At 38.2% G+C, this 24,529-nt stretch carries 21 protein-coding genes and 1 tRNA gene; 5 read left to right on the top strand and 17 right to left on the bottom strand.

Going from position 1 to position 24,529, the window contains the following annotated elements; genetic code table 11:
* Nucleotides 1-52: 52 nt before the first annotated feature.
* On the top strand, nucleotides 53-910 hold the full coding sequence (locus DSM03_RS06110; RefSeq protein ID WP_161568053.1) for a helix-hairpin-helix domain-containing protein: 858 nt from the start codon (nucleotides 53-55) through the stop codon (nucleotides 908-910).
* A 144-nt stretch (nucleotides 911-1,054) separates the two neighbouring features.
* Here DSM03_RS06110 and DSM03_RS06115 read toward each other — a convergent pair whose 3' ends face one another.
* The 4 genes from DSM03_RS06115 to DSM03_RS06130 form a co-directional block, all read right to left on the bottom strand.
* Nucleotides 1,055-1,312, bottom strand: coding sequence for a hypothetical protein (locus tag DSM03_RS06115; protein ID WP_128763077.1), 258 nt, complete (start codon nucleotides 1,310-1,312; stop codon nucleotides 1,055-1,057).
* A 482-nt stretch (nucleotides 1,313-1,794) separates the two neighbouring features.
* Nucleotides 1,795-3,024, bottom strand: a complete 1,230-nt coding sequence (locus DSM03_RS06120) for a site-specific integrase (protein ID WP_128763078.1) — start codon at nucleotides 3,022-3,024, stop codon at nucleotides 1,795-1,797.
* Between the two features lie 237 nt (nucleotides 3,025-3,261).
* A tRNA-Ser gene (locus tag DSM03_RS06125) sits at nucleotides 3,262-3,346 on the bottom strand.
* A 90-nt stretch (nucleotides 3,347-3,436) separates the two neighbouring features.
* Nucleotides 3,437-4,075, bottom strand: a complete 639-nt coding sequence (locus DSM03_RS06130) for a SanA/YdcF family protein (protein ID WP_236638831.1) — start codon at nucleotides 4,073-4,075, stop codon at nucleotides 3,437-3,439.
* A 210-nt stretch (nucleotides 4,076-4,285) separates the two neighbouring features.
* Between DSM03_RS06130 and DSM03_RS06135 the strand changes: the two genes are divergently transcribed.
* Nucleotides 4,286-4,915, top strand: coding sequence for an NAD(P)H-dependent oxidoreductase (locus DSM03_RS06135; RefSeq protein WP_128761300.1), 630 nt, complete (start codon nucleotides 4,286-4,288; stop codon nucleotides 4,913-4,915).
* On the opposite strand, the gene DSM03_RS06140 is transcribed toward DSM03_RS06135, so the two are convergent.
* From DSM03_RS06140 to DSM03_RS06195, 12 genes are all read right to left on the bottom strand, one after another.
* Complete coding sequence (locus tag DSM03_RS06140) at nucleotides 4,910-5,257, bottom strand: hypothetical protein (protein WP_128761299.1); 348 nt, start codon at nucleotides 5,255-5,257, stop codon at nucleotides 4,910-4,912. The genes DSM03_RS06135 and DSM03_RS06140 overlap by 6 nt on opposite strands.
* Nucleotides 5,258-5,329: 72 nt before the next feature.
* On the bottom strand, nucleotides 5,330-6,475 hold the full coding sequence (ribB, locus tag DSM03_RS06145) for a 3,4-dihydroxy-2-butanone-4-phosphate synthase (RefSeq protein WP_128761298.1): 1,146 nt from the start codon (nucleotides 6,473-6,475) through the stop codon (nucleotides 5,330-5,332).
* An 85-nt stretch (nucleotides 6,476-6,560) separates the two neighbouring features.
* Complete coding sequence (locus tag DSM03_RS06150) at nucleotides 6,561-8,171, bottom strand: LptF/LptG family permease (RefSeq protein WP_236638829.1); 1,611 nt, start codon at nucleotides 8,169-8,171, stop codon at nucleotides 6,561-6,563.
* 6 nt (nucleotides 8,172-8,177) lie between these two features.
* Nucleotides 8,178-8,834, bottom strand: a complete 657-nt coding sequence (gene lolA1, locus DSM03_RS06155) for an outer membrane lipoprotein periplasmic chaperone LolA1 (protein ID WP_476703240.1) — start codon at nucleotides 8,832-8,834, stop codon at nucleotides 8,178-8,180.
* Between the two features lies 1 nt (nucleotide 8,835).
* A complete protein-coding gene (locus DSM03_RS06160; protein ID WP_128761296.1) occupies nucleotides 8,836-11,214 on the bottom strand; it encodes an FtsK/SpoIIIE family DNA translocase in 2,379 nt (792 codons plus the stop codon).
* Nucleotides 11,215-11,367: 153 nt separating this feature from the next.
* Entirely contained in the window at nucleotides 11,368-11,739 is a 372-nt protein-coding gene (locus DSM03_RS06165; protein WP_128761295.1) for a diacylglycerol kinase, read from the bottom strand.
* Nucleotides 11,740-11,742: 3 nt separating this feature from the next.
* Nucleotides 11,743-12,243, bottom strand: coding sequence for a thiol peroxidase (gene tpx, locus DSM03_RS06170; RefSeq protein ID WP_128761294.1), 501 nt, complete (start codon nucleotides 12,241-12,243; stop codon nucleotides 11,743-11,745).
* A gap of 241 nt (nucleotides 12,244-12,484) precedes the next feature.
* The gene (locus DSM03_RS06175) at nucleotides 12,485-12,733 is read right to left on the bottom strand and encodes a DUF6952 family protein (protein WP_128761293.1); all 249 of its coding nucleotides are present in this window, start codon (nucleotides 12,731-12,733) and stop codon (nucleotides 12,485-12,487) included.
* Nucleotides 12,714-13,028, bottom strand: a complete 315-nt coding sequence (locus DSM03_RS06180; RefSeq protein WP_128761292.1) for a thioredoxin family protein — start codon at nucleotides 13,026-13,028, stop codon at nucleotides 12,714-12,716. The genes DSM03_RS06175 and DSM03_RS06180 overlap by 20 nt, the downstream gene beginning before the upstream one ends.
* A gap of 54 nt (nucleotides 13,029-13,082) precedes the next feature.
* The gene (locus tag DSM03_RS06185; protein ID WP_128761291.1) at nucleotides 13,083-13,721 is read right to left on the bottom strand and encodes a peroxiredoxin; all 639 of its coding nucleotides are present in this window, start codon (nucleotides 13,719-13,721) and stop codon (nucleotides 13,083-13,085) included.
* Nucleotides 13,722-13,965: 244 nt separating this feature from the next.
* On the bottom strand, nucleotides 13,966-15,447 hold the full coding sequence (gene nhaC, locus DSM03_RS06190) for a Na+/H+ antiporter NhaC (protein ID WP_128761290.1): 1,482 nt from the start codon (nucleotides 15,445-15,447) through the stop codon (nucleotides 13,966-13,968).
* A 311-nt stretch (nucleotides 15,448-15,758) separates the two neighbouring features.
* On the bottom strand, nucleotides 15,759-16,295 hold the full coding sequence (locus DSM03_RS06195; protein WP_128761289.1) for a hypothetical protein: 537 nt from the start codon (nucleotides 16,293-16,295) through the stop codon (nucleotides 15,759-15,761).
* A gap of 296 nt (nucleotides 16,296-16,591) precedes the next feature.
* Between DSM03_RS06195 and DSM03_RS06200 the strand changes: the two genes are divergently transcribed.
* From DSM03_RS06200 to DSM03_RS06210, 3 genes are all read left to right on the top strand, one after another.
* Nucleotides 16,592-17,122, top strand: a complete 531-nt coding sequence (locus DSM03_RS06200) for a TPM domain-containing protein (protein ID WP_128761288.1) — start codon at nucleotides 16,592-16,594, stop codon at nucleotides 17,120-17,122.
* Nucleotides 17,123-17,875: 753 nt separating this feature from the next.
* Nucleotides 17,876-21,058, top strand: a complete 3,183-nt coding sequence (locus tag DSM03_RS06205; RefSeq protein ID WP_128761287.1) for a SusC/RagA family TonB-linked outer membrane protein — start codon at nucleotides 17,876-17,878, stop codon at nucleotides 21,056-21,058.
* Nucleotides 21,059-21,068: 10 nt separating this feature from the next.
* The gene (locus tag DSM03_RS06210) at nucleotides 21,069-23,048 is read left to right on the top strand and encodes a RagB/SusD family nutrient uptake outer membrane protein (protein WP_128761286.1); all 1,980 of its coding nucleotides are present in this window, start codon (nucleotides 21,069-21,071) and stop codon (nucleotides 23,046-23,048) included.
* A gap of 300 nt (nucleotides 23,049-23,348) precedes the next feature.
* Here DSM03_RS06210 and DSM03_RS06215 read toward each other — a convergent pair whose 3' ends face one another.
* The gene (locus tag DSM03_RS06215) at nucleotides 23,349-24,086 is read right to left on the bottom strand and encodes a hypothetical protein (RefSeq protein ID WP_128763079.1); all 738 of its coding nucleotides are present in this window, start codon (nucleotides 24,084-24,086) and stop codon (nucleotides 23,349-23,351) included.
* Nucleotides 24,087-24,529: the final 443 nt, after the last annotated feature.

Below are 24,529 nucleotides of genomic sequence, written 5' to 3' on the forward strand. Positions count from 1 at the left end.
GAAACCATTGCCAACCAACCATTTTTTAAAGCACTACTTTCCACTTGAATTTATGACCGCAGTACTCAACAATGGGGTTGGTTTTTATTGGGTTGAAGATTATCTAAACGAAATTCGTAAATGTGGCGGTCAGCTCGAACTTCCCTGCATCAATACCAGTGATCATCCTAATAGCATCATAGGGACAAAAATTTATTTAGGCTTCGGGATGATCAAGGATTTAGAAGCGCGGAGGATTGAAAAATTACTTACCCAGCGGCAGTTGTATGGGAGATTTACCAGTCTGGAAGATTTTGTAGAGCGGGTTCACTTAGGTCTGGAACAGCTGGTGCTGTTAATACGCATCGGAGCCTTACGTTTAACAGGTAATGATAGAAAGGAATTGCTTTGGCAAGTCCACCTACTGATCAACCCTAAAACCGCCTATGATGTTCCTAGGTTGTTCAGCACAAAATCGGTAGCGTATCAATTACCTAATTTTAAATCTACAGGTATCGAGAATGCCTACGATGAGATCGAATTGCTGGAGTTTCACCTGTGTTCGCGTTTTGACTTATTGGAAGCTGAACTTCCTAGAAGTATAATGGTACGCGAAGTCCAGGATCATATCGGTCAAACGATAAGTATCTGCGGAGTGATGGTCACGGCCAAACGGGTACCGCTCGATGGCGGACGAACCATGTACTTTGGTACTTTTTTAGACCGGGAAGGTGTGTTCTTTGATACGGTACATTTCCCAGATTCGGTAGCCCATTCGTTTATGAGTGGTAAAGAAGTCTATCAGGTCATCGGTAAAGTGACTCAGGAGTATGAGCTTTGCAGCATCATCGTAGATCGGGTGATCCGGCTTACCAGAAAGACAGATCCTCGGTTTTCTGATGCAAGCGATTTTAAGAGAGTGGTGGGGTAAATTAGTATTTCAAATTATCATTAAGTTTTACCTAAATAAATTTGTTAATACTAGGTTGTTTTAGACGGCATATATTAAGTGCATGAAAAACTGAAATTCATTGACACCTATAAATTCAAATAAAGTAAATTTTTCAAAAATATCTTAAGAGTCTAATATTTGATCTGTATCCAATTTTAGTACCCATTCTCTGTATTCATAGACCAATTGAGCATTAGTATTACATCCACAATGCTTCTTTAAATTCCTAAGGCTCTTTTCAACACTACTTAGGGAATGTGCTTCAAGATCATACCTCTCAAGTATTAACGGTAATTTACCCACGGGTATTCCGTGAGCCAGGCCACTGAGTATATAACGCTCATACAAGCTTAGTTTTAGTTTTTTAATAGGTGATTTCACAAAATATAGGTTTGACTAAAATTAATCTAAGCTAATCAAAAACACAATTTTTAGATTAAAACCATTAGCATTGTAAATAGTTTAATACCAGGTAAATATAGTCAAAAGAATACTATCAGAATAGGTCGTAATTTATGAATTACGACTACAACAACTTGCTTATACTTAAAATAAGCGTTTTATTTGTCTCAGCAAAAATAAAACTTCACTATCAATTTTAAGAAGTAAGTCAAGTAGTAGAACTGTGCCTAAAACACCTCTAAAAAATGGAAGCCTCTAAATGGGATAGCATTATTCAGGAGTTATCGTGACTTACTTTATTTAAATCTAACTAAATAAATATTTAGTTAACAAGCAGGCCAGCTGTAGGGGGTTGGTCTGTCTTTTTATTGATTTTAAATCCTGAATAAGCATTTTAATGAACCCTCTCCACATTAATTATCTTTATAGTCGAGTTTCTAAATAAATATTAAAACCATACATTAATTAAAAACTGGATTATTTTGCATTTTGTTTCGCAATGTCATCATGTCTTCACTTACTTTTTGATCTAAGATTTTCGCATAATGCTGGGTTGTTCTTAGGTTTTTATGACCAAGCATTTTACTTACTGATTCAATAGAAACTCCATTAGATAAAGTGATAGTTGTTGCAAATGTATGTCGAGCTAAGTGGAAAGTAAGATTTTTATGAATTTTGCATAGATCTGCAATTTCTTTGATATAGGCATTCATTTTTTGATTACTTAGTACTGGAAGCAATTTCCCATTTTTAGATACTTCGGGATGTTCTTGGTATTTTTCTAAAATTGCTAGGGCAGTGGGAAGCAGAGGAATGCTACTGCGGGTATCCGTCTTCGATCTGTTGATTTTAATCCATTTTCCACCATCTATACCAAGCACAACATCATTAGTGGCTAGTTTTTTTACATCTGCGTAAGCCAGCCCTGTAAAGCAAGAGAAAAGGAAAATGTCTTTAACCTGATCAAGACGTTCTGTGTGCAGTTCTTTTTCAATAATCCTTTGAATCTCATCTTCAGTTAAAAATTCGCGTTCTACAATTTTCAGTTTGGCTTTCCAATTTAAAAAGGGATCCTTACTGATCCAATCATTTGCAAAAGCAATACGAATAATCTTTTTAAAGTTGGTAACATATTTAATTGCGGTATTATGAGCGCAATTTCGTTCTGTTTTAAGGTAATATTCCAATCCCGTTATGAATTTATGGTCTACATCCTTTACAGGGATGTCAGATGCCCTATATTCCAGTTTAATGAAATCTTCTACGTGTTTTTTTGCGGTTTTATAACGCTCAATAGTTCCAGGTGCATATTCCTTTCCAACAAGATTTTCAATCTTATCATTGTGCTCTTGGAAAATGGCTAAAAGCATCTTGGGTTTAAGACTTTTTCCTTGATATAAGAGCTTTAGTTTATCTGCAGTTATCGTTTCTTCATTCTCAACAAGTTTATCGTATAGCTTGTTTATTTTTGTTCTAACGTTGTTTAAGAAGCGATTGAATTCTCTAACCTCTATCGTAGTACCTTTTAATTTTCCGGCTTCTGAATTCCATTTTGATTGGGAAACTTTACGTTTAATACTAAACTCACTGCGTTTTCCATTTACTGTTATGCGAGCATAAATAGGTACTAGACCGTTTTTATCAGTATTGCTTCCTTTTGGGTAGAATAGGGTTGAATACGTGTTTTGCATAGGTGCTTATTTTTTGTTCCCTATAAAGTTAGAATAAAAAATAAACATATTATCTGTAACTTGCTATATAACAGAGTGAATAGGGTAATTCGGTGCTTGAAAAAAGAGCTGGTTTTCAGCACCGAATACAGCTCTTTTTATTTGATATTAATTGATTTCAGATGAAATTAGATAAAATTAAAAAAGCCCATAAACATAGTGTTTACGGGCTTTTAGTAGAATTTGATCAATTCTAAGCGGAGAAAGAGGGATTCGAACCCCCGGAGGTGTGACCCTCAACAGTTTTCAAGACTGCCGCATTCGACCACTCTGCCATTTCTCCTGAGTGTCTCATCAGCTATTTGCTGATTGCGGGTGCAAATATAGAAAGTTTTTTCTGATTGGCAACACACTTTTTTGAGGAATTTTTGACTTAATTGTTTTTTCCGGTAATGGGAATTTTATCTCCCTTAAAATGAGGTTCTTTGTTGATCAAAAGTTCTAACCAGGCCTTTACATTTGCAGCAACTTCTCTAAATCTATTGCGACTTTCGAGTTCATACTCACGCCGATCTCCATTATAACCGTAAAAATTGAGACCCATAGAACGGGCTATATATACAGCACGAGGTAAGTGAAAGCGCTGCGATACTACAATTGCATTATCTACTTCAAAAATATAAGATGCCCGGTAGACAGAATCGTAGGTGTCAAAACCAGCAAAGTCCATAAAAATATCTTTTTCAGGAACACCGCGTTCTTGCAAATACTTTTTCATAGCTACCGGTTCATTATAGTTAGTGGTGCGGTTATCTCCAGAAACTAAAAACCGGTTTACCTTTCCGCGATGATACAACAATAGAGCAGACTCTACACGATCTCTCAGCATAGTAGATAGTTCGCCGTTGCTTTTTACACTGGCTCCTAAGACTAGTGCAGTATAAGTTTTAGGAATAGTATTAATATCATCATAGATAAATTGCTCCGTTTCATTTCTAATATGATAAGACAAGTAACTTGTTAAAATAAGAACAAGTAAAGCAGCAAGAATAAGATAACGCAGAATGCGCAAAGCGAGTATTTTTTTTATAAACATAAAACCGGCTGGCAATTAGGTAGTGTAAACTTATAATTTGTTTTGATGCTAACGCAAAAATTAAGCAATAACGTATTGAGAATATTGAATGCAGCTATGGTTTTTAATAATAATTATATAAGAATTTGTTAGCATTCAAAAGGCGATTAGCAATTTTAGCTGTTTATATTTGCCTAAAATTTTAAGATGGATGTAGTTCAAAGCCTTAAATGGCGTTACGCGACAAAAAAGTTTGATGAGAACCGGTTTTTAGAAGAAGAGAAATTAACGGTTTTGCAAGAAGCTTTTAATCTTACCGCGACTTCATATGGTTTACAGCCGTTACGTCTCGTAGTGATTTCTAATAAAGAAAAGCAAGCAGAATTGGTAGAAGCTTCTTTGAATCAACGTCAGGTTTTAGATGCATCACATCTTTTAGTTATCTGCGTCGAGCGAAAGGTACAAGCACCTTTTGTGACTAATTATTTTGATAGGGTTCAGAAAATACGCGAAACTCCAGAACCAATATTGAAACCTTTTAAAGAAATGCTTGCCAATAAATTTGACAAACAGTCTTCTTCAGAAACTCGCGAGTGGGCCATACGCCAGGCGTATTTAGCGATGGGAAATTTACTTACTGTTTGCGCGCTGGAAAAAATTGATGCCTGCCCAATGGAAGGTTTTGATCCTGAAAAATTTGATTACATTCTTGATCTTAAAAAACACAATCTGGCATCTGCATTGATATTACCAGTAGGTTACCGCGCCAAGGATGATATGTTTGCCGACTTTAAAAAGGTTCGCAGACCTCAAAAAGAGACTATCATTCATTTATGATCTGTAATACTTCTCGATCATAATAGGCTCTAAAATAGGCATGTTATGTTCGTATATTCCGTCTGGTTTGTAGATTTTCAGTTTATAATCAAACCTATCGTTTGGTATTATAATAGGCATCAGATTTTTAAATCCATTTGGTTTTTCAACAGGTGGTGTATATTCACTCAGTGGATTTTTATTCTTTAATAAATCCAGATCTGAAAAGTCTTGAGGATTTAAATTGAATTTTTGAAATAGAGAATCTGCCGGAGTTAAACGCATTTTTGATGGTACTTGCGCGATTAAAAAACTCCCGAAACCTAAAGTAAATAGGATAGAAAAGTAAAATTTTGAATTCATATTTATGACTTTTGTTCCTTATAAATACGAATTTAATTTCATTATGTGGCAAATGCGCAATAATTTAACGCGTTAGTAATTTACTTTATCAGTAATCTCAAGGCCGTAACCTATCATACCTACACGTTTTTGATCTTCACTATTAGAGAGTAAACGTATTTTTGAGATCCCCAGATCGTGCAAAATTTGAGCGCCTATACCAAAATCTTTAAGGTCCATTTTAGAATTGTTGGTAAACTCGCGTCCGGTTTCCTGGCGTTCTTTTAATTCCGCAAGGCGGAAAAGTAACTTACTAGCAAAATTCTCTTGATTTATAAAGACTACAGCTCCTTTTCCTTCAGAATTTATTTTTTCAAAAATCTGATTGAGTTTGGTGTCAGCTTGTTCGGTTAACGTACTTAAAATATCATTATTTACAAAACTTGAGTTCACACGAACGAGAACGGGCTCATCGTTTACCCAAGTTCCTTTTGAAAGTGCAATATGTATTTGATCGTTGGTAGTTTGCTGGTAGGCGCGTAGTCTGAAAGTGCCAAAAAGTGTATTGATTTCAAAATCCTCCTTTTTTACAATTAGCGAATCGTGTTGCATGCGGTAAGCAACAAGATCAGCTATAGAAACAATTTTTAGATCAAATTTTTCTGCGATCTCAAAGAGTTGCGGTAATCGAGCCATCGTACCGTCTTCATTCATCACTTCAACAATAACTCCTGCTGGAGCAAAACCTGCAAGACGAGCAAAATCAATAGCGGCTTCAGTGTGCCCTGTTCTCCTCAAAACGCCACCTTCTTTGGCTTTAAGTGGGAAAATATGTCCTGGTCTTGTAAAATCCCATGAATTCATATCGGGATCAGTAAGACCTTTTACAGCTTTTGCACGATCTAATGCACTGATACCCGTAGTTACCCCGTGACCTTTTAAATCAACAGAAACAGTAAATGCAGTTTCCATAGGGTCGCTGTTTGTACCTACCATCATTTCTAGCTTAAGCTCTTTGCAACGTTCTTCAGTAATAGGAGCACAGATAAGACCACGGCCGTGTGTAGCCATAAAATTTATCGTTTCTGCAGTAACAAGCTCTGAAGCTGCTAGAAAGTCACCTTCATTCTCGCGATCTTCATCATCTACAACAATGATCACTTTACCCTGTTTTATATCCTCAATAGCTTCAGGGATAGTATTGAGTTTTGTCTTTTTGGTTCGCGTTTGCGTAGCCATAATCTTTCTTTTTTAAGCGGATATAAAGGTACGATTTAGGTTGCTCTTAACCTTGAGGTAGAATTATCAAAACTTTTAAAACCTTCTAGAGTGTCTTCAATAGGGTTTCTGCAGCTTCTTTGAATTTCTCAGAATATCCATAAACTTGGTAGTTGTCTATAATATCCTGAAGTTCTCTTTTGGTTTTGGTCTTTAAAATTGCCTTTTCAGAATTAGACAAATCAAAATCTATCAAAGGTTGTTCGGGATCAATTTCGGAATCCTTTCTCTTTTTAAATAATTTTTTAATTGGATCCAGAAATCCGTCCAGGTCAAATAAGCCCTGATCAGTTGTAGCGCGATAAGTTAAATAAACACCTAACGGAAATAAGATAAGGGTGCTCAACCAGCTGGCTAACCACGCTGCAACGGTACCATCTTCTGCACTGTTTTTTGCAAAAATACCAATGAAGTGATAGGTTAAAAAGAGCACCACACCAATCACAATAGGTAGACCTAAACCACCTTTTCTAATGATGGCTCCAAGTGGTGCGCCCACAAAAAACAGAATTACACAGCCAAAAGCTAAAACAAACTTCTCGTGTAAAGCAATTTCATATTTGCTCAGTGTTTTGACCTTAATACTGTTGTCTGTTTTTCGGTTTTTGATCGAGGTGATGTTGTTTTTTACTGTGGTTTTAGCATAGTCTAGAACTTGAATTTGTTCTGAAAAATCAAAATTATCAATGAGGTTTTCTTTTAAAACTCGTGTGGTATCTTTCTTCACATTCTTTAAATAGGAAGAGTCTAATGGGCGCAATTGCATTTCTCTTACCTGCCCTTTGCCCAGAGAAGTTAAATACTGATTGTAATTTCTGGAGATGTCTGCAAGCGTGTCATTAAGCTGGGTAACGGTAAGCATGGTATACGCATTGTCAATGCTTTTTTCATCCATATCTACATTACTAAGCTCTGATAGATCTATGTTTATGGTATAGGTCTCAAAATAACTTTTTACATAAGGTTCGCGCTTTTGCTTTCTAAAATCTTTTTGCTCAACCTCGTCATAATAATTACCGTCAATTAATTTTAAGGAAAGTACATTATCTCCTTCTGCACTTATCAACTCGCCTTCTCGGGCTTTAATCACCGTGTAATTACCCACTCTCGAAGGATCTTTTTGATAAATGATAACATCTTTCAAAAACTGACCTTTCTCCCCTTGTTTGTCGGCTACTTTCATCACGTAGTCTTCACCTATGGTGGTGTATTGCCCTTTTGTTATAGCCATTGCGGGCTTAACCTGAGCAATATTTCTACGTAAGTTTAACGATTCAAACTCCGCTGCCGGAATCACATAATTAGCAAACAAGAAAGAGGTTGCAGCAAGTGCCAGAATAAAAATAGTAAGACTGCGCATTGCGCGTTGTAATGAAATACCGGTAGATTTCATTGCAGCAAACTCATAGTTTTCTGCAAAATTGCCAAAGGTCATAATACTGGTAAGCAGAACCGTTAACGGTAAAACCAGCGTTACTAATCGGGGAGAGAAGTACAGCAGAAATTTTACAATAATCATAAAATCAAGATCTTTCCCGGCTAATTCTTTGATGTACAACCATACAGTTTGTAACACAAAGATGAACATCAAGATGATGAACGTGCTGAGAAAGTTCTTGATAAATGTGGTGAGAATATAACGGTCTAGTATTTTCAAAAGAACCTAGTCTAGTCGGTTTATATAGTAATCTCCATATTTGCTCTCGTCAAAAACAAACATATTAGCAGGTAAAGGCTTATCGGTTTTAAATGAGTTAACGGTAATGGTTATTTTACTGCCGTTGTTTTGAGTCATTATCAAACGATAAATGTGTTTGGTTTGTGAATCAACACCTAATAAAGCTGACTTTAATTCACTGTTAGAATCCATAGGAGTGAGCTTTACATATTGAATTTTACGACCATTTACATTTTGCTCAATATCCCATTTGTAGGTGTAGCCTTCATTAAAAAAGGTTAGCATCTTAGAGGGAGTAATGGCATCATCATCTCCCGGATCTTGAGTAGAGATGGTGATCTCTTCATCTTCAGGGATGACGGTGTATAACTTTTTGCCATCATACATCTGGGTTGTACCCATTAAATTGAGTTTGTATTTATCACCGTCTAGAGTAACATCACCACGGGTTTCTTGATTTATGCCTGCGGCATCATTAGATAAGCCATACTTAAAATCTATGTACATATTGTCATATGTTTTTACTTTGGCAGAGACTTCGTCTAATAGTTTTTTTGCTTTAGCATCCTGAGCAAATAGTGTAGAAGCTCCGGTAAATGCGATCAGCATCAGGCTAAATACTTTTATTTTTGAAAATTTCATATTATTCATTGTTTAATAATTGGTGTAATCCATTCATATCATTCACGAGAACTTGTCTGGCTTTACTGCCTTCAAAAGGTCCTACAACACCTGCAGCTTCTAATTGATCTATAATTCGCCCTGCGCGGTTGTACCCTAATTTAAGCTTCCGTTGTAGCAAAGACGCACTTCCTTGTTGCGCTGTGACAATAACTTCTGCAGCATCCATAAACAATGCATCTCGGTCACTGGCATCTATATCAAGACTTGTGCCACCTTCTTCACCTACATATTCAGGCAGTAAATGAGCGTCAGGATAGGCTTTTTGTGCACCGATGAAATCAGTTATTTTTTCGACTTCCGGAGTGTCTACAAATGCGCACTGTATACGTACCAGCGAATTCCCTTGGGTAAATAACATATCCCCACGACCGATTAACTGATCTGCACCCTGACTGTCTAAAATGGTCCTTGAATCTATTTTTGAAGTTACTCTAAAAGCAATACGCGCCGGGAAGTTGGCTTTTATAATACCTGTAATAACGTTTACTGAAGGACGTTGTGTGGCCACAATAAGGTGAATACCTATTGCTCGTGCAAGCTGCGCCAGACGTGCAATCGGAGTTTCAACTTCTTTACCCGCAGTCATAATCAAATCTGCAAACTCATCAATTACCAGAACGATATACGGTAAAAATTTATGACCGTCGTTAGGGTTTAATTTGCGTTTTTTAAACTTGGCGTTATATTCTTTAATATTACGAGCCATTGCATTTTTAAGCAAGTCGTAACGTTGATCCATTTCAATACAGAGGGAGTTTAAGGTATTGATTACTTTTGCATTATCGGTGATGATTGCTTCCTCAGAATCTGGAAGTTTTGCGAGATAATGACGCTCTATTTTATTGAATAAAGTAAGTTCGACCTTTTTAGGATCGACCAAAACAAATTTTACTTCCGCAGGATGCTTTTTATACAACAAAGAGGTTAAGATCGCATTCAAACCTACCGATTTACCCTGACCGGTAGCACCCGCCATAAGAAGGTGAGGCATTTTAGCGAGATCTACAACAAAAGTCTCATTAGATATGGTTTTACCTAAAGTAAGCGGTAACTCCATTTCTGCATTTTGAAAACGTGGGGAAGCGATCGCTGAGCGCATAGAAACAATGCGCGCATTTTTGTTAGGCACCTCTATACCAATTGTTCCTTTTCCCGGAATTGGAGCAATGATACGTATACCCAATGCAGAAAGCGAAAGCGCAATGTCATCCTCAAGATTCTTGATTTTAGAGATACGCACACCTGCTTCGGGTACAATCTCATATAAGGTAACAGTAGGACCTACTGTCGCTTTGATGTGCGCGATATCAATTTTGTAGTTTTTAAGCGTATCTACAATACGATTTTTGTTTTCCTCAAGCTCTTCCTGATCAATCGTGATGCTTTGTCCTTTTGTATAATCTTTCAGCAGTTCAATAGACGGAAATTTATAATTGCTGAGTTCCAGAGTAGGGTCAAATTCGCCAAAATCCTGAACCAGCTTTGTGCTTAGATTTTCATCAACTTCTTCCTCTTCAACTGTTTCTTCAATTTCTATTTCAAAATTCTCGTCACTTTCCGGTTTATTAATCTCGAGTGGGGCAGGAGTTGGTTCAGGCTCTGCAGCTGGTTTTGTTTTTAAAACCGGTTCTTCTATTTCTTCGGTGTTTTCTTCAACAGGGAGTTCAATATTATCTTTATCAAAAGCAGTATCTACAAATTCACTTTCGTCTGAATCTTCAGTATTGAATTCTGAAGAAATCGCTTGTTTTTTTGATTTAAGATATTGACCTATATGCTCCGGAGTAATTTTTAGCCTTACGGCGAAATAAACAATGGCAACAAACACAAGTACCAGAATTGTACCGATCATCCCTATAAAATCCTGAAGGAAATCATTGAGTTCAAAACCTACCATACCTCCTAATAACGGATTTTTATCAGCAAAAAAACCAAAAAATACAGAGAACCAAAGCATCACAATAATGCCCCAAAACCAAAATGACTGTAGGCTTTTTTTCGGCTTATCAAAAAAGTAATAAAAGCCGGTAAGTGTTACCAGTACAGCAATAGTAAATGCAGACAAGCCAAAACCTTGATAAATGAACAAGTCCCCAATACCGGCACCAAATTTATTAAGCCAGTTTTGAGACTCCACACTGCGGTCGCTTAAGTTATGAAGTGTACTTTGATCTGCCTGCCAAGTGAAAAAGTAGGATATAAATGAAAACAACAAGGCTAGTCCTAAAAGGAACAAAAAACTTCCCAGAACTATTTTTTGTTGTTTAGACAGCTTAAAAGAGATCTTTTTGGGCTGCTTGGTAGATTTAGATTTTGTTTTGGTTTTTTTTCTGGCCATTCTAAGCTTAGACTAAGTAGATTTTAGGTAATAACGTGTTAAACCCCTACAAATCTGAAAAAATCGTTCAATTATTTGCGGTTTGATTTCCGATGGTTTCAACCATTAGCGGGTAAAAATACAAATATCAAACGGTACTAAACTTATAAAATTTTAGAAGAGTTTAGGTATGTAAATAATAAAGCCAATGATTGCAGCAATAACGGCTGCAAAGGTCACCGCTCCTGCAGAAACATCTTTTATAATCCCTATTTTTTCATGATACTCAGGATGAATAAAATCTGCTATTCGTTCAATCGCTGTATTGAGTCCTTCTGTAGCTAAAACCAGACCTATTGCCAAGAGTTGAATACACCACTCGGTTGTAGATAAATCTGCTGCGAACCCCAGGATCGTAACAACTAAGGCGCAGCCCAGTTGCACTTGTATGCTCGCTTCTTTGCGCAATAGCCATGCACCTTTAAAAGCATATTTAAAGGCTTTGATTCTATTTACTACAAAATTGTCTTTGGGCGGTTGCGTCATCGTTTAATTTAAGGAGCTCAATGCAGCTTCATAATTTGGCTCCTGACCAATTTCAGGTACTTGCTCACTATAAATTAAGGTATGATCAGCATCTAAAACAAGCACAACGCGAGAATGCAATCCTGCAAAAGCACCATCAGCAATTTCTAAACCGTATTCTTTACCAAAAGACCCATCTTTAAAATCTGAAAGCGTTGCCACATTATCTAGACCTTCTGCACCGCAAAAGCGTGCTTGTGCAAAAGGTAAATCTCTTGAGATGCATAATACTGCAGTATCTTTTAAAGCAGAAGCCTCTTTATTAAAATGTCTTACCGAAGCTGCACATACACCCGTGTCAACACTAGGGAAGATATTCATAACAACGCGTTTTCCTTTGTAATCTTCAAGGCTTACTTGAGTTAAATCTGTAGCAGCGAGTTTGAAGTCTGGGGCAGGGGTGCCTACTTTAGGAAGCACTCCGTTAGTATGTGTAGGGTTTCCTCCGAGGGTGATTGTAGCCATAATGTTTAAATTGGTTTAATGTAAATAAGTTTAGGGCAAGCCCACAACACGTTTAACTGAGATGATTTCTGTTCTTGAGGTAAACCTCAAAGCTTTAGGTCTCAATAATACCGTAAAAGTAGTCAATAGTAAAAGGACCTCCAATTAAAGCTTTGCTAAAATCTTAAGCGTTTTTTATCAAAAAAAAAAGCCCTCAGCTAGGGAAACTGAGGGCTTTTTGATTAAAAAATCTAACCTACATTTATCGGTCTATAGAACCCAGAACCTTTTGAGCAAATCCATTTGCTGCATCACGTTCTGACATTCCTTCTGAGATCATTTGGTGCATTTCAACAGCGCCACAAAGATTGGTGATCAACTCGCCTACAACATCCATATCGGTGTCGGTTACAGAACGATGCTCTGTAAAAGATTCTAAGACATCAATGGTGTTTTGTAACGCTTCAACACTGTTGTTTTTTTGCAAATGCTTAATTACTGGTAACTTCATTTACGAGTTCTTTTAGGTTTTCAAACTTGTTGGTTTGTACCTGATTAACAAAAGTTCCATTTTTAAACGTAGCAAAAGTTGGCAGGTTATCTACGGTAGCCATTTTTCGGCTCTCCGGATATTTTTCTGCATCTACTAAATAAAATTTAGCATTTTCGTTTTCAGAAGCAAGTTTCTTAAACTTAGGCTTCATCAATCTGCAGTTACCACACCAGCTTGCCATATATTGAACAATTACAGTTTCGTTATCACTAACTAATTCTGAAAGATTGTCTTGATCAAGTTCTTGAATCATGAATTGCTTTTTAAGGTTAATTTCTTTAGAAAAAATGAAGTTGGGTGAAAGAAATTAATTTGAAGCTAAGTAAGAAGCTACACCATCACGGTTAGCATTCATTGCATCTTTACCTTCTTCCCAGTTTGCAGGACATACTTCACCGTTTTTCTGAACGTGAGCATAGGCGTCGATTAAACGTAAAAATTCTTTAACGTTACGACCCACCGGCATGTGGTTTACACCTTCGTGAAATACCGTTCCTTCTTCGTCGATCAAATACGTAGCTCTATAGGTTACATTATCACCATCTACAGTTAAGATACCGGTCTCTTCATCATAACGCTCGTTAGTAACATCTAAAATCCCTAGACGATTAGCAAGGTTACGATTCGTATCTGCTAAGATTGGGTAAGTCACACCTTCAATACCACCATTGTCTTTAGGCGTATTCAACCATGCAAAGTGTACTTCTGGTGTATCACAAGATGCACCTATAACTAAAGTATTACGTTTTTCAAACTCACTCATTGCTGCCTGAAAAGCGTGAAGTTCTGTAGGACATACGAATGTGAAATCTTTTGGATACCAAAAAAGCAAAACTTTCTTACCGTTCTTTTTTGCTTCTTCCAATACATTTAATTTAAATGTATCTCCCATTTCATTCATAGCGTCTACAGCTAAGTTTGGAAATTGTTTACCTACTGATGTCATTAATTAGTTTTTTAAATTTTACACAGCAAAGATAACTCGCTAAATCGATTAATGACAACATAGAAAATGCAAACAAATTATTTTAATATAAGCTTTATCTATGCCTTGTCAAAAAAGCATATTCTTTTAGTAGACTCTTAAGAATTGAGGTGTAAAAATAGGATACCATTAAATTTATCGGTTAAATTTTAAGGTAATGATAAAACGGCGATTTTATAAAAATTCAGAATACCTAAAGTAAGGATTAGACTGTTTTGGTTTCTTTTAACGTTCTGATTTTTATGCTGAATGCAGCAAATATCAACGTCATAAAGGGGCTCAACCAATTGAATATCGCGTAAACAAAATAGTCTGCTACAGAAACTCCTAAAACACCACTTTGATACGCGCCACATGTATTATAGGGAACCAATACTGAAGTTACCGTACCGCTGTCCTCTAAAGTTCTACTCAGGTTTTCGGGAGCTAGGCCTTTATCACGATACGCTTTAGCATACATTTTACCGGGAACCACAATGGCTAAATATTGATCACTCGCTGTTGCGTTTAAACCGATGCAGGTAGCAACTGTACTGGCAAATAACCCAAAAGTGCTATCAAATAAATTGAGCATAAACTCGCTAATGCGGGAGAGTGCGCCTATGGCATCCATAATACCTCCAAAGGTCATCGCACAAATGATCAACCAGATGGTACCTAACATGCCAGACATTCCGCTTGCGGCAAAAAGGTCATTAAGATTTTCATTAGTAGTTTCAATAGCTGTATCTACCGTTATCGCATTCATCACACCCATATAACCACTTTTAAATGTAATCTTATCGCTACCTCCAAGTCCGGCTACGATTTCAGGCTGAAAAATAAGCGCAGCGATCCCCCCGAGAAGGGTTCCTATCAATAAAGCGATTAACGGGGAAGTTTTTTTTATTATTAAAAATATGACAATTGCGGGAACTAAAAATAACCACGGACTAATATTGAATGCATCATCTATAGAAGCTAATATTGACGAAGTGTCTGCAGTACCTGTTGTTTCAATATTCAAACCGATAATTATAAATACGATAAGGGTTATGGTAACCGTAGGAACCGTGGTATAGAGCATATATTGAATATGCGTAAACAAGTCGGTCCCTGCCATTGCTGGGGCAAGATTTGTGGTATCACTAAGGGGAGACAGTTTGTCTCCAAAGTAAGCTCCGGATAGTATTGCTCCTGCGGTCATACCGAGTGAAATGTCTAGCGCATTTGCGATTCCTATCAAAGCGATGCCTACAGTGGCAGAGGTCGTCCAGCTACTTCCTGTAGCAACAGAGATAATAGCACAGATAACTACACAAGCAGCAAGGAAAATAGACGGATTTAAAATCTGTAATCCGTAATAAATCATGGTGGGGATGATGCCGCTTATCAACCAGGTTCCGGCGAGAGCACCTACCATTAATAAAATGATAATGGCACCCGATGTAGATTTGATATTTTGAGCAACTTCTTCCATCATGGTGTCAAAAGAAGTTTTGTTAAAAAAGCCAACAATGGCTGCAACTGCAGCACCCAATAGCAAAATGAATTGGTTAGAGCCACTGAGGGCGTCATCCCCAAAAACAAAAACATTATAAGCCAGCATCCCTACAAGAGCAATAATAGGAATCAATGCTTCCCAAATGTTTAATGCTCTGTTCTCAACGATTTCCTGATTTTTTGGATCCTGATCCTGATTGCTCATAGGTGTATTTTAAGATGCTTACAATAATAAACAATCTTCGGGATATAACTTTAACTGATAGGTGGTGCAAATACACTATAAAGAATAGCTGTTTTTTCTATTGGTTCTTTTTTTGAAGAAGGCACATCGATGAGGAGAGATTCACGAGCTTGCGCTAAAATAGAAATCGCGCGTGTAACGAAAAGATGTTATAGAAACGAATAGCATAAAACCGACTTTGCGAATTTCTTGTATTCCAAATCAATCATTTCATGAGAAGCATAAAACAAACATCCTAACCACTACTTGAATACCTTTTCTTTTGCCTGAGATTATAGATTTATTAAAAAGGTCTTGCAGGTCCGTTCGTGCAAATTGTTATCACTCCTTTTGGTGTAGTGTTTAACCTCTTTGCCCAGCTTATTATAAAAATTAAAAGATTTGGGATGGCTGCTGCTAATTAGCATTTTAGCATAGTTTTTAGAGCGGTAGTAGGGGAAAATAATTGTGTTAAGCCAATAGCTTCCGTGTCCCATTCCTTTTTCTACGATATGGAAGTATTTGAGCAATACGGTCTCCTTTAGATCGGCTTCGCCTTCTATACCAGGCTTTTCTAGTTCACCCCCTACAACCGTTAAAACACCGATGATGGTGCCGTTTCTTTCCAAAGTGTGTATATCAAACCAAACACCTGCTGTCTGCTTTAAGCTTTCTATGTAATTAATAGCATGATAAAGCTCATTATAGTCATCCCAATTGTTTTCGAGTTTCCAGGAAACGTAGTTGCTTATCGGGGAGAATAATGGGCTGCTAAAGGTTTGATGCAGTATGAATTTTAAATCGTTTTTACCGGTTCCAAGTACCTTCATAATGTGATCAACTATTAAGGTGTAAAGATAGAGAGATTAAAAAAATGTGAGAAGAGCATTGGCAGAACGTTGTTTAGGCTATATGTTTTTGATTTAAAAGAAGTTATCCTTTCAAAAGGGTGTCGTAGGGACTTTCTTAGGGTCAGTACTTTACTTAAAGCCTCCGTGCAACCTGGTTCTTCCTGACGTTACTGAACTAAAAAAAGCAAGAAAGCATAAGCCAATTCTCGTTCAATGTGTATTTTCGACCACGAATAAACAAGCAGATTGAAAAATCTGGTCAACCAACAGGGCAAATGAATCGACTTTCCTTCAAATTTACTACATTCATTTTTATATTGATCGCGTATGCGTCTTGCAGTTCTATAAAAACCGCACCTGCAGATATGCCTTCTGCTACGCCTAAAGCAAGTAGTATTTTTCCTAAACAAAAAGGATCCGTGAATGATTTTGAGAATATTCTTAGCGAATCAGAAGAAGCGGAACTCACCAGAAAAATTCAAGAACTTGAATCTGCAACTTCAGATCAAATAGCAGTTGTGACTTTAGTTTCGATAGAACCCTATTTAACTATTGAAAGTTATGCATTTGATTTAGCGAACGACTGGGGAGTTGGAATGGAAGAAAAAGACAATGGAATTGTAATTGCCCCGGGAAAAGAATTGAAACAGATTCGCATTGAAAACAGTATGGGGATTCCGCAACGTTTAACCGACTCAGAAGCAAAACGCATTATCGAAGAACTCATGATTCCGGAGTTTAAACAAGAAAACTATTATAAAGGACTCCTAAAGGGAATTGAAGCCATTAGCCTGCAACTTAAATAAATGCGTTGGGCAGTGCCGAAACTGTAAACGCAAGCTGCTGTTTACGCCTTTTAGCAGTTGATATGTAGCTCAAACTCTCATACATTTTATGAGTTTTTGAATTCAAAAGGAGTAACATCCATACCCAAAGGCTAAAATGAATTTTGCTCCTTGGGTTGAGAGTAAGCGCAGATCGTTTTAAGAACAGATGTGAGACGCACGCAGAGCTGATAACCCAGTTTACCCTTAAATCACTTTTTCCTTACAGTATGACAATCAACACCCTGATGTGATGTTGAAACTTCCAGCTCCTTAATGCAGCGGAAGGTATAATAGGTTCAGTATTACGACCTTCTTCTTCACCTGTAGAATCTCTTCTTAAAGCTTCTGGAGCAAGGGAGTTTTACCAACTTTTAGAACATTCAGACTGGGTGTCAAGTAACTACTTTTCAGCAAAAACCTGTTAAAGTATAAATCCTATTAAGGTAGGGTAATATCCTATCAATAATAAGTGTATAATATACGTTTATTTGAAGAATGAAATCACCTATACAGTATTCTGAAGGAAATCAAATGATTTATCCTTTGATCATAGGTTTTTAGAATTGGGTGATTACTAATATTTCAGCTGTGCCATCTGCTACCAGAGACTCCCTATAAAACCTATTAGCGTTGGCAATTTTCTTTTTAAAGAGACCAAAATAATATAAGACTAAAATTCCCAGTAAATCCAAATATAACTGTATGTCTAAACTTTAATAAACACAATAAAATATGAGAATTAATTACCTTAAATTATATTTTACCAGTATCCTAGTCTTGCTCTCATGCACTCTTATCCAGGCGCAAGAGCTAACCGTAACTGGAACAATTGTAGATCAGACGGGGATGCCGTTACCGGGTGTAACCATAAAAATCAAAGATAAAGCAAAGGGCACCGTATCTGATTTTGATGGTCTTTACACAATAGCTGCAGAAAATCAGGATGTCTTAGTATTCTCCTTTTTAGGTTTTGCTAACCAGGAAGTTACACTTGATGGTCAAACTTCTGTAAATATCACCCTTAAGGAGAATGCAGCAGAACTTGGAGAGGTGGTGGTTGTAGGTTTTGGTAAAAAAAAGAAAGTCAATCTCACAGGAGCTGTAGCATCTGTTGACTCGGAAACCTTTAAATCAAGGCCTGTACAAAATGCAACGCAAATGCTTCAAGGTGTTGTAGGAGGACTTAATATCAATCAAAGTAGTGGAGGTAGCTTAGAAAGCAGACCTTCAATAAATATACGTGGAACTACCACAATTGGGAGTGGCTCTACAGGAAGCCCTTTGGTACTCATCGATGGGATGCAAGGGGATATCAACGCGATTAACCCACAGGATATAGAAAGCGTTTCGGTTTTAAAAGATGCCGCAGCGGCTTCCATCTATGGCTCTCGGGCTGCATTTGGGGTTATTTTGGTAACCACAAAGACCGGAAAGAAAGGCATCCCTAGCGTGCAATACAGTACCAATTTTAGATTGAGTACACCTTTAAACATGCCGGAAATGATGGATTCTTATACGTTTGCGACCTTTTTTAACGATGCGAATATTAATGGCAATAATGGGCCTATTTTTAGTGAAGAACGATTGCAACGTATTAAAGATTATCAAAGTGGTGTGATCAGCGATCCTATTGTCCCAAATCCAAGCAACCCATCACGATGGGCTGATGGTTATGCATTTGGTAACGCTAACGTTAATTGGTATGATGCGATATACAGAAAACAGTCTTACTCCCAAGAACACAACTTTAGTGTGCGTGGAGGAGGGGATCGCGTTAGATATTATGTTTCTGGAAACTACTTGGATCAAAATGGTCTGATGGAATTCAACCGGGACAAATTTAAAAGATATACTACTACAGCTAAAGTAGGTTCTGACCTTACAGATTGGCTTACCCTTAATGTTTCTATGCGATTCATTAGAGAAGACTATGGAAGACCTTCTGCCTTAAATGATAATTTATTTCAAGATTTAGCCAGACAGGGATGGCCGGTTTTACCGCTTTATGATGCGAACGGATATTTATATTCTTCGCCCTCACCTGCATTGGGGCTGCGAGACGGTGGACGCGATGTGAGTCAGAAAGACTGGTTGTATCAGCAAGCTCAATTTGTGATAAAGCCTACTGAAGGACTGGAAGTATTTGCAGAATTTAATTATAGAATCAGAAATGATTTTAGACACTGGGATGTGTTGCAGACCTTCAATCACGATGTAAACGGAGATCCGTATCTGTATAATAGAAACTCTAGTGTATATGAATATGCGTTCCGCGAAAATTACTTCAACACCAATATATACAGTACCTATAATTTTGATATTGAAGAAAAACACAACTTTAGTGTTACGGCAGGTTTTCAGTCAGAACTTAATAAATACAGGAGCCTGAGTGCAGATCGTACTGGAGTTATTTTACCAGCTTTGCCGGTTCTGGATCTGACATCGGGAGTAGATGCAAACGGAAATGTCGTGGCACCTTCCATTAGAGGAGAATATCAAAATTGGGCTACCGCCGGATATTTTGCCAGACTCAATTATAATTTTAAAGAACGTTATCTTTTAGAAGCAAACATACGCTATGATGGAACTTCCCGTTTTCAAAGAGATAAACGCTGGCAGTGGTTTCCATCGGTTTCTGCAGGATGGAATGTTGCAAAAGAAGAATTCTGGGGTGATTTATATGAAACCATAAGCACCTTTAAGTTTAGAGGCTCCTGGGGTGAATTGGGCAACCAGAATACAGATGATTGGTACCCTACTTATCTAACGATGCCTATAGGCACTGCAAACGGAGGATGGCTTGTAAACGGCCAGCGACCCAATACCAGCAGTGCGCCCGGACTGGTTAGTCAGTCATTAACCTGGGAAAAGGTTCAAAGCTGGAATGTAGGTCTTGATCTCGCACTGTTTAAAAACAGACTAACAGGATCTTTCGATTATTTCACCAGATATACCCTGGATATGGTGGGGCCGGCACCAGAACTTCCGGTAGTTTTAGGTACAGCAGTTCCTCAAACAAACAATACCGATCTAAAAACCTACGGATTTGAGTTGAGTCTGTCCTGGAAAGACAGGCTGAGCAATGGATTGGGTTATGGCATAGATGTACTGTTGTCAGACTCTCAGGCCGAAATCACCAGATATCCCAATCAGACGAATTCCTTAAATACGTATAGAACGGGTCAAAAAGTTGGTGAAATATGGGGGTATGAGACGTTGGGTATCGCTAAGACCGAAGAAGAAATGCAAGCGCATCTCAATTCCTTACCCAATGGGGGACAGGACGCATTGGGCAACCAGTGGGCGGCAGGTGATATTATGTACAAAGACCTTAACGGAGATGGAAAGATCGATTCGGGATCTTGGACCTCAGATGAACCGGGTGATCGTAAAGTGATCGGGAACAGTACGGTACGATATCCTTTTGCCATTACGCTGAATGCAGACTGGAAAGGTTTTGATTTTAGAGCCTTTTTTCAGGGAGTTTTAAAACAAGATTATTTTCAAGGAAGCTATTATTTCTGGGGAGTTTCTGATTCTCAGTGGTGGTCTACAGGATTCGTACAGCATGAGGATTACTTTAGAGCTGATGAAAACCATCCTTTAGGACAAAATACAGATGCGTATTATCCACGTCCATTATTCAACACAAAGAATAAGCAAACTCAATCTAAATACTTACAGGACGCTTCTTACATACGCCTTAAGAATGTTCAACTGGGATATACCATACCTTCACAGGTTTATGAAGATTTAGGGATAAAAAGTTTTAGAATTTACGTTGCCGGTGAAAATTTATGGACAGCAACAGCAATGTCAAAAGTATTTGATCCGGAAACTATAGACGGTGGATCGGGCGGTAATGTATACCCACTTTCAACAACTTTTGCTTTTGGCTTGAACATTAACTTTTAAAAAAAACACGATGAAAAGATATATAAATACCCTAGTACTATTTTCGCTGTTTGTTTTAGCAGTGAGTTGTAGCGATGATTTCTTAGACAGACCGCCACAATCTCAGGTCATTCCTGAAGACTATTTGTATGAGGAATCTCAGCTGGCCGCCTATACCATCAACCTGTATGGGATGCTCCCCTCTCACGGAAACTGGAGTTTTGGCACATTTGGTATCGATAGCGATACCGATAATATGGCAGATTTAAGTTATGATAATAAGTATGTTCCCGGACAATGGAGGGTGCCGCAAACAGATGGCAGCTGGAGCTTTACGAACATATATAATATCAACTACTTTCTGAATACGGTAGTACCGCGCTGGGAAGCTAATGAAATCACAGGTAGCGAAAGCATAATTGAACATTATATTGGAGAAGCTTATTTTTTCAGAGCTTTTGAATACTTTAATAAGGTGCAGGCTTTAGGGGATTTTCCAATAGTGAAGAAAAACTATGCTGATGATAAAGAAGTGCTTATCGATGTAAGTAAAAGAACGCCCAGATCTGAGGTGGTTCGCTTTATCATTTCAGATTTAGACTCTGCCGCAGCGATGATGCAGAATACTGCACCTGACGGAAATAAAAACAGGCTCTCTAAATATTCAGCACTTTTAGTGAAGTCTCGGGTAGCGCTTTATGAAGCGTCATGGCTTCAAAACTTTAAAGGGACCGCTTTTGTACCCAATGGATCGGGCTGGCCGGGAGCAGCTAAAAACTACAATCAGGGATGGAACTATGAAGCCGGTAGCATTGATGCTGAAATAGACTGGCTTTTAGATCAGGCAATAGAGGCTTCAAAAGAAGTTGCTGACGCTTTTTCATTAACACCTAACAACGGCGTATTACAGCAAGCTGTTACCGATTCTCAAAATCCATATTTTGATATGTTTAGTGACACCGATATGTCTGGATATGACGAAGTCTTACTTTGGAGGGATTATGATCAGGGGCTGGGAGTTGTACACAATGTGCCTGTAGAAGCTATGCGAGGCAATGCTACTGTTGGACTGACTAAAGGTTTGGTTGATTCATTTGTGATGGAAAACGGTCTTCCTATTTATGCATCGGGTTCTGGATATGTAGGTGATGATTACATTGCTGATGTTAGATCAAATAGAGACGGTAGGTTATGGCTTTTTCTGAAACAACCCGAACAGATCAATGTGCTCTATAATGTAAATGCCGGTACACACGTGACACCGGTTGAACCCATACCAGAGATCATAAACCGTATATATGCTACGGGTTATGCGATTCGAAAAGGTTTGAATTACGATGGAGCTCAGGCTAATAACGGACAAGGATATACAGGAAGTATTGTATTTAGAGCAACAGAGGCTTATTTAAATTATATAGAAGCCTCGTATTTAAAAACCGGTAGCATCAACGGTACTGCTGCGTCTTATTGGACATCGATACGGGAGCGCGCAGGTGTGGATACGGACTTCAACAAAACCATTGCAGCGACGAGTATGGCTCTTGAGGCAGCAGGAGATTGGGGCGCTTATACAGCTGGTCAACTGGTTGAACCTACTTTGTATAACATTCGTCGCGAACGAAGAAACGAACTCTTTGCTGAGGGATTGCGGTGGATGGACTTGAAAAGATGGAGAGCGATGGATCAACTTATGACCCAAAACTATCACATTGAAGGCTTTAAATTATGGGGACCTATGCAAAACTGGTACGATAGCGGTGAGTTAACCTATGAAACAGGTACAGCAACTGTATCGTCACCCAACCGGAGCACCTATTTAAGACCTTATGAAAAAACCGGTGGTGAACTTGTGTATGACGGGTATAGCTGGGCAATGGCTCATTATCTTGACCCTATTGCAATTCAGCACTTTTTGATTACAGCAGAAGGTGCCGATTTAAGCACATCACCCATCTATCAAAACCCGGGATGGACCTTAAAAGCAAATGACGGGGCACAACCGATTAATTGATGTAGTTATAAACTTCTTAAAGTCCCTTTTTTCGAAAAGGGGCTTTATTTTTTGATCAATCTTAATGATCAGATAATGCCGGGTATATAGAATACCCCAATGAACACGGAGCTTCGCACACTCCAAAACCAATAACAACCCAAACGCTGATAGGATGCTAAACTTCAAAATGTTTGGAGCGAGTAAGGATATGAATGCATGTAAACCTCTCTTTAAAGGGAGGTTTTTTAATTCTCATAAAAAGCGTTCTTGTGAATACTGTAACAAAAACAGCACAAAGATAAGAGCTGGTTATGGAAGTTAAGCCTTAAAAACCTTCATCACCTGGGCAGGATTAAAAGCCTTGGAATTGATACACAATGTGCCTAGGCGAATATCTGCGCTATAATACAAAACCCCGCCCGTAATCAGTATAAGGGCCTCTTGGGGCAGTCCGGTTGCAGTAAATCTCGCAGCTCCAAGGGTAACGGTCTTGTGGTGAATAGGAATGCTAAAAAGTTCGTGTCGTAAAAACTGATAGGTTTTAGCGTCGTAGGCGCATACCCAATAACAGAGTTCGGCCTCAGCGGCATTTGCAGGCCAGAAGAGGTGGGTACTCGCTTTAAACTCCGGGATCTCAATTTCCAGAGTTCTCTCGTTGAGATTCATCTGCAGCCTGGGGATTTGCACGTACTGCGCGTACTCATTGTTCCGGTCGGCCTCCAGGCCTTCTAATACAGAGGGCTCCCCCTGCCACAAATCCAGACTGCCTTGAGGCAGGGTGTCGTTCATTTTCATTCCCTGATATACCCCTTTGCGGAAGCGGTTAAAAAACTGGGAATCATACAGAGTACTCAAGAAAGGGCGCAGTCCTCTGAAAAGACTACTGGTAATTTGGGAAGCCCTTCCGAAATCGGTGGCTGTTTGTTTTCCCCGCCCTTTGCGCGCTTTACCGGAGGTATCGGGCCGGGATTGTACGATGGTTTTCCCATTCACATTTCTAAATACAAGATCGCCGATGTTTCCTTTAAGTCCGCTTTTGCTGTCTAGTTGTGCCATAGCATACAGGTGTTAGGTTATAGTTTATACAATGGTGCTACAACAATCCAACCAATTTCATCCACATAAAACGTGGTAAAGTGTGGTTGCACTGTGGTAGCACTGTGGTTGCAGTGTGGTAGCATGTTGTTCATGAGTAAGTTATAAAATTAATCCATACAATGCCAGAACAGCCGACTAGTCTATAAAAAAAATGCTTTATACTCCCGGATTTTATACCTGTGATGCTTTGTTTGGATCCCTGCTCAGGATTAATATAGTAAAAGGTATGCCTCAAAATTCAAAACTTTTTTATCATAATGCTTGATGTTTCGAACAGAGGTGATGCCTGCAAAGTTCTTGTAGAAGACGAATTGGTCTTAAGATAAAACGACTAAACAAATGTTACAATTAATTGGAAAACTCAAAACCGCAGGATTGTTTTTAACGTAAGTGTCGGTAAA

Origin of the sequence: Leeuwenhoekiella aestuarii (genome assembly GCF_004104055.1) — a bacterium.
GTDB classification, from domain to species: Bacteria; Bacteroidota; Bacteroidia; order Flavobacteriales; family Flavobacteriaceae; genus Leeuwenhoekiella; species Leeuwenhoekiella aestuarii.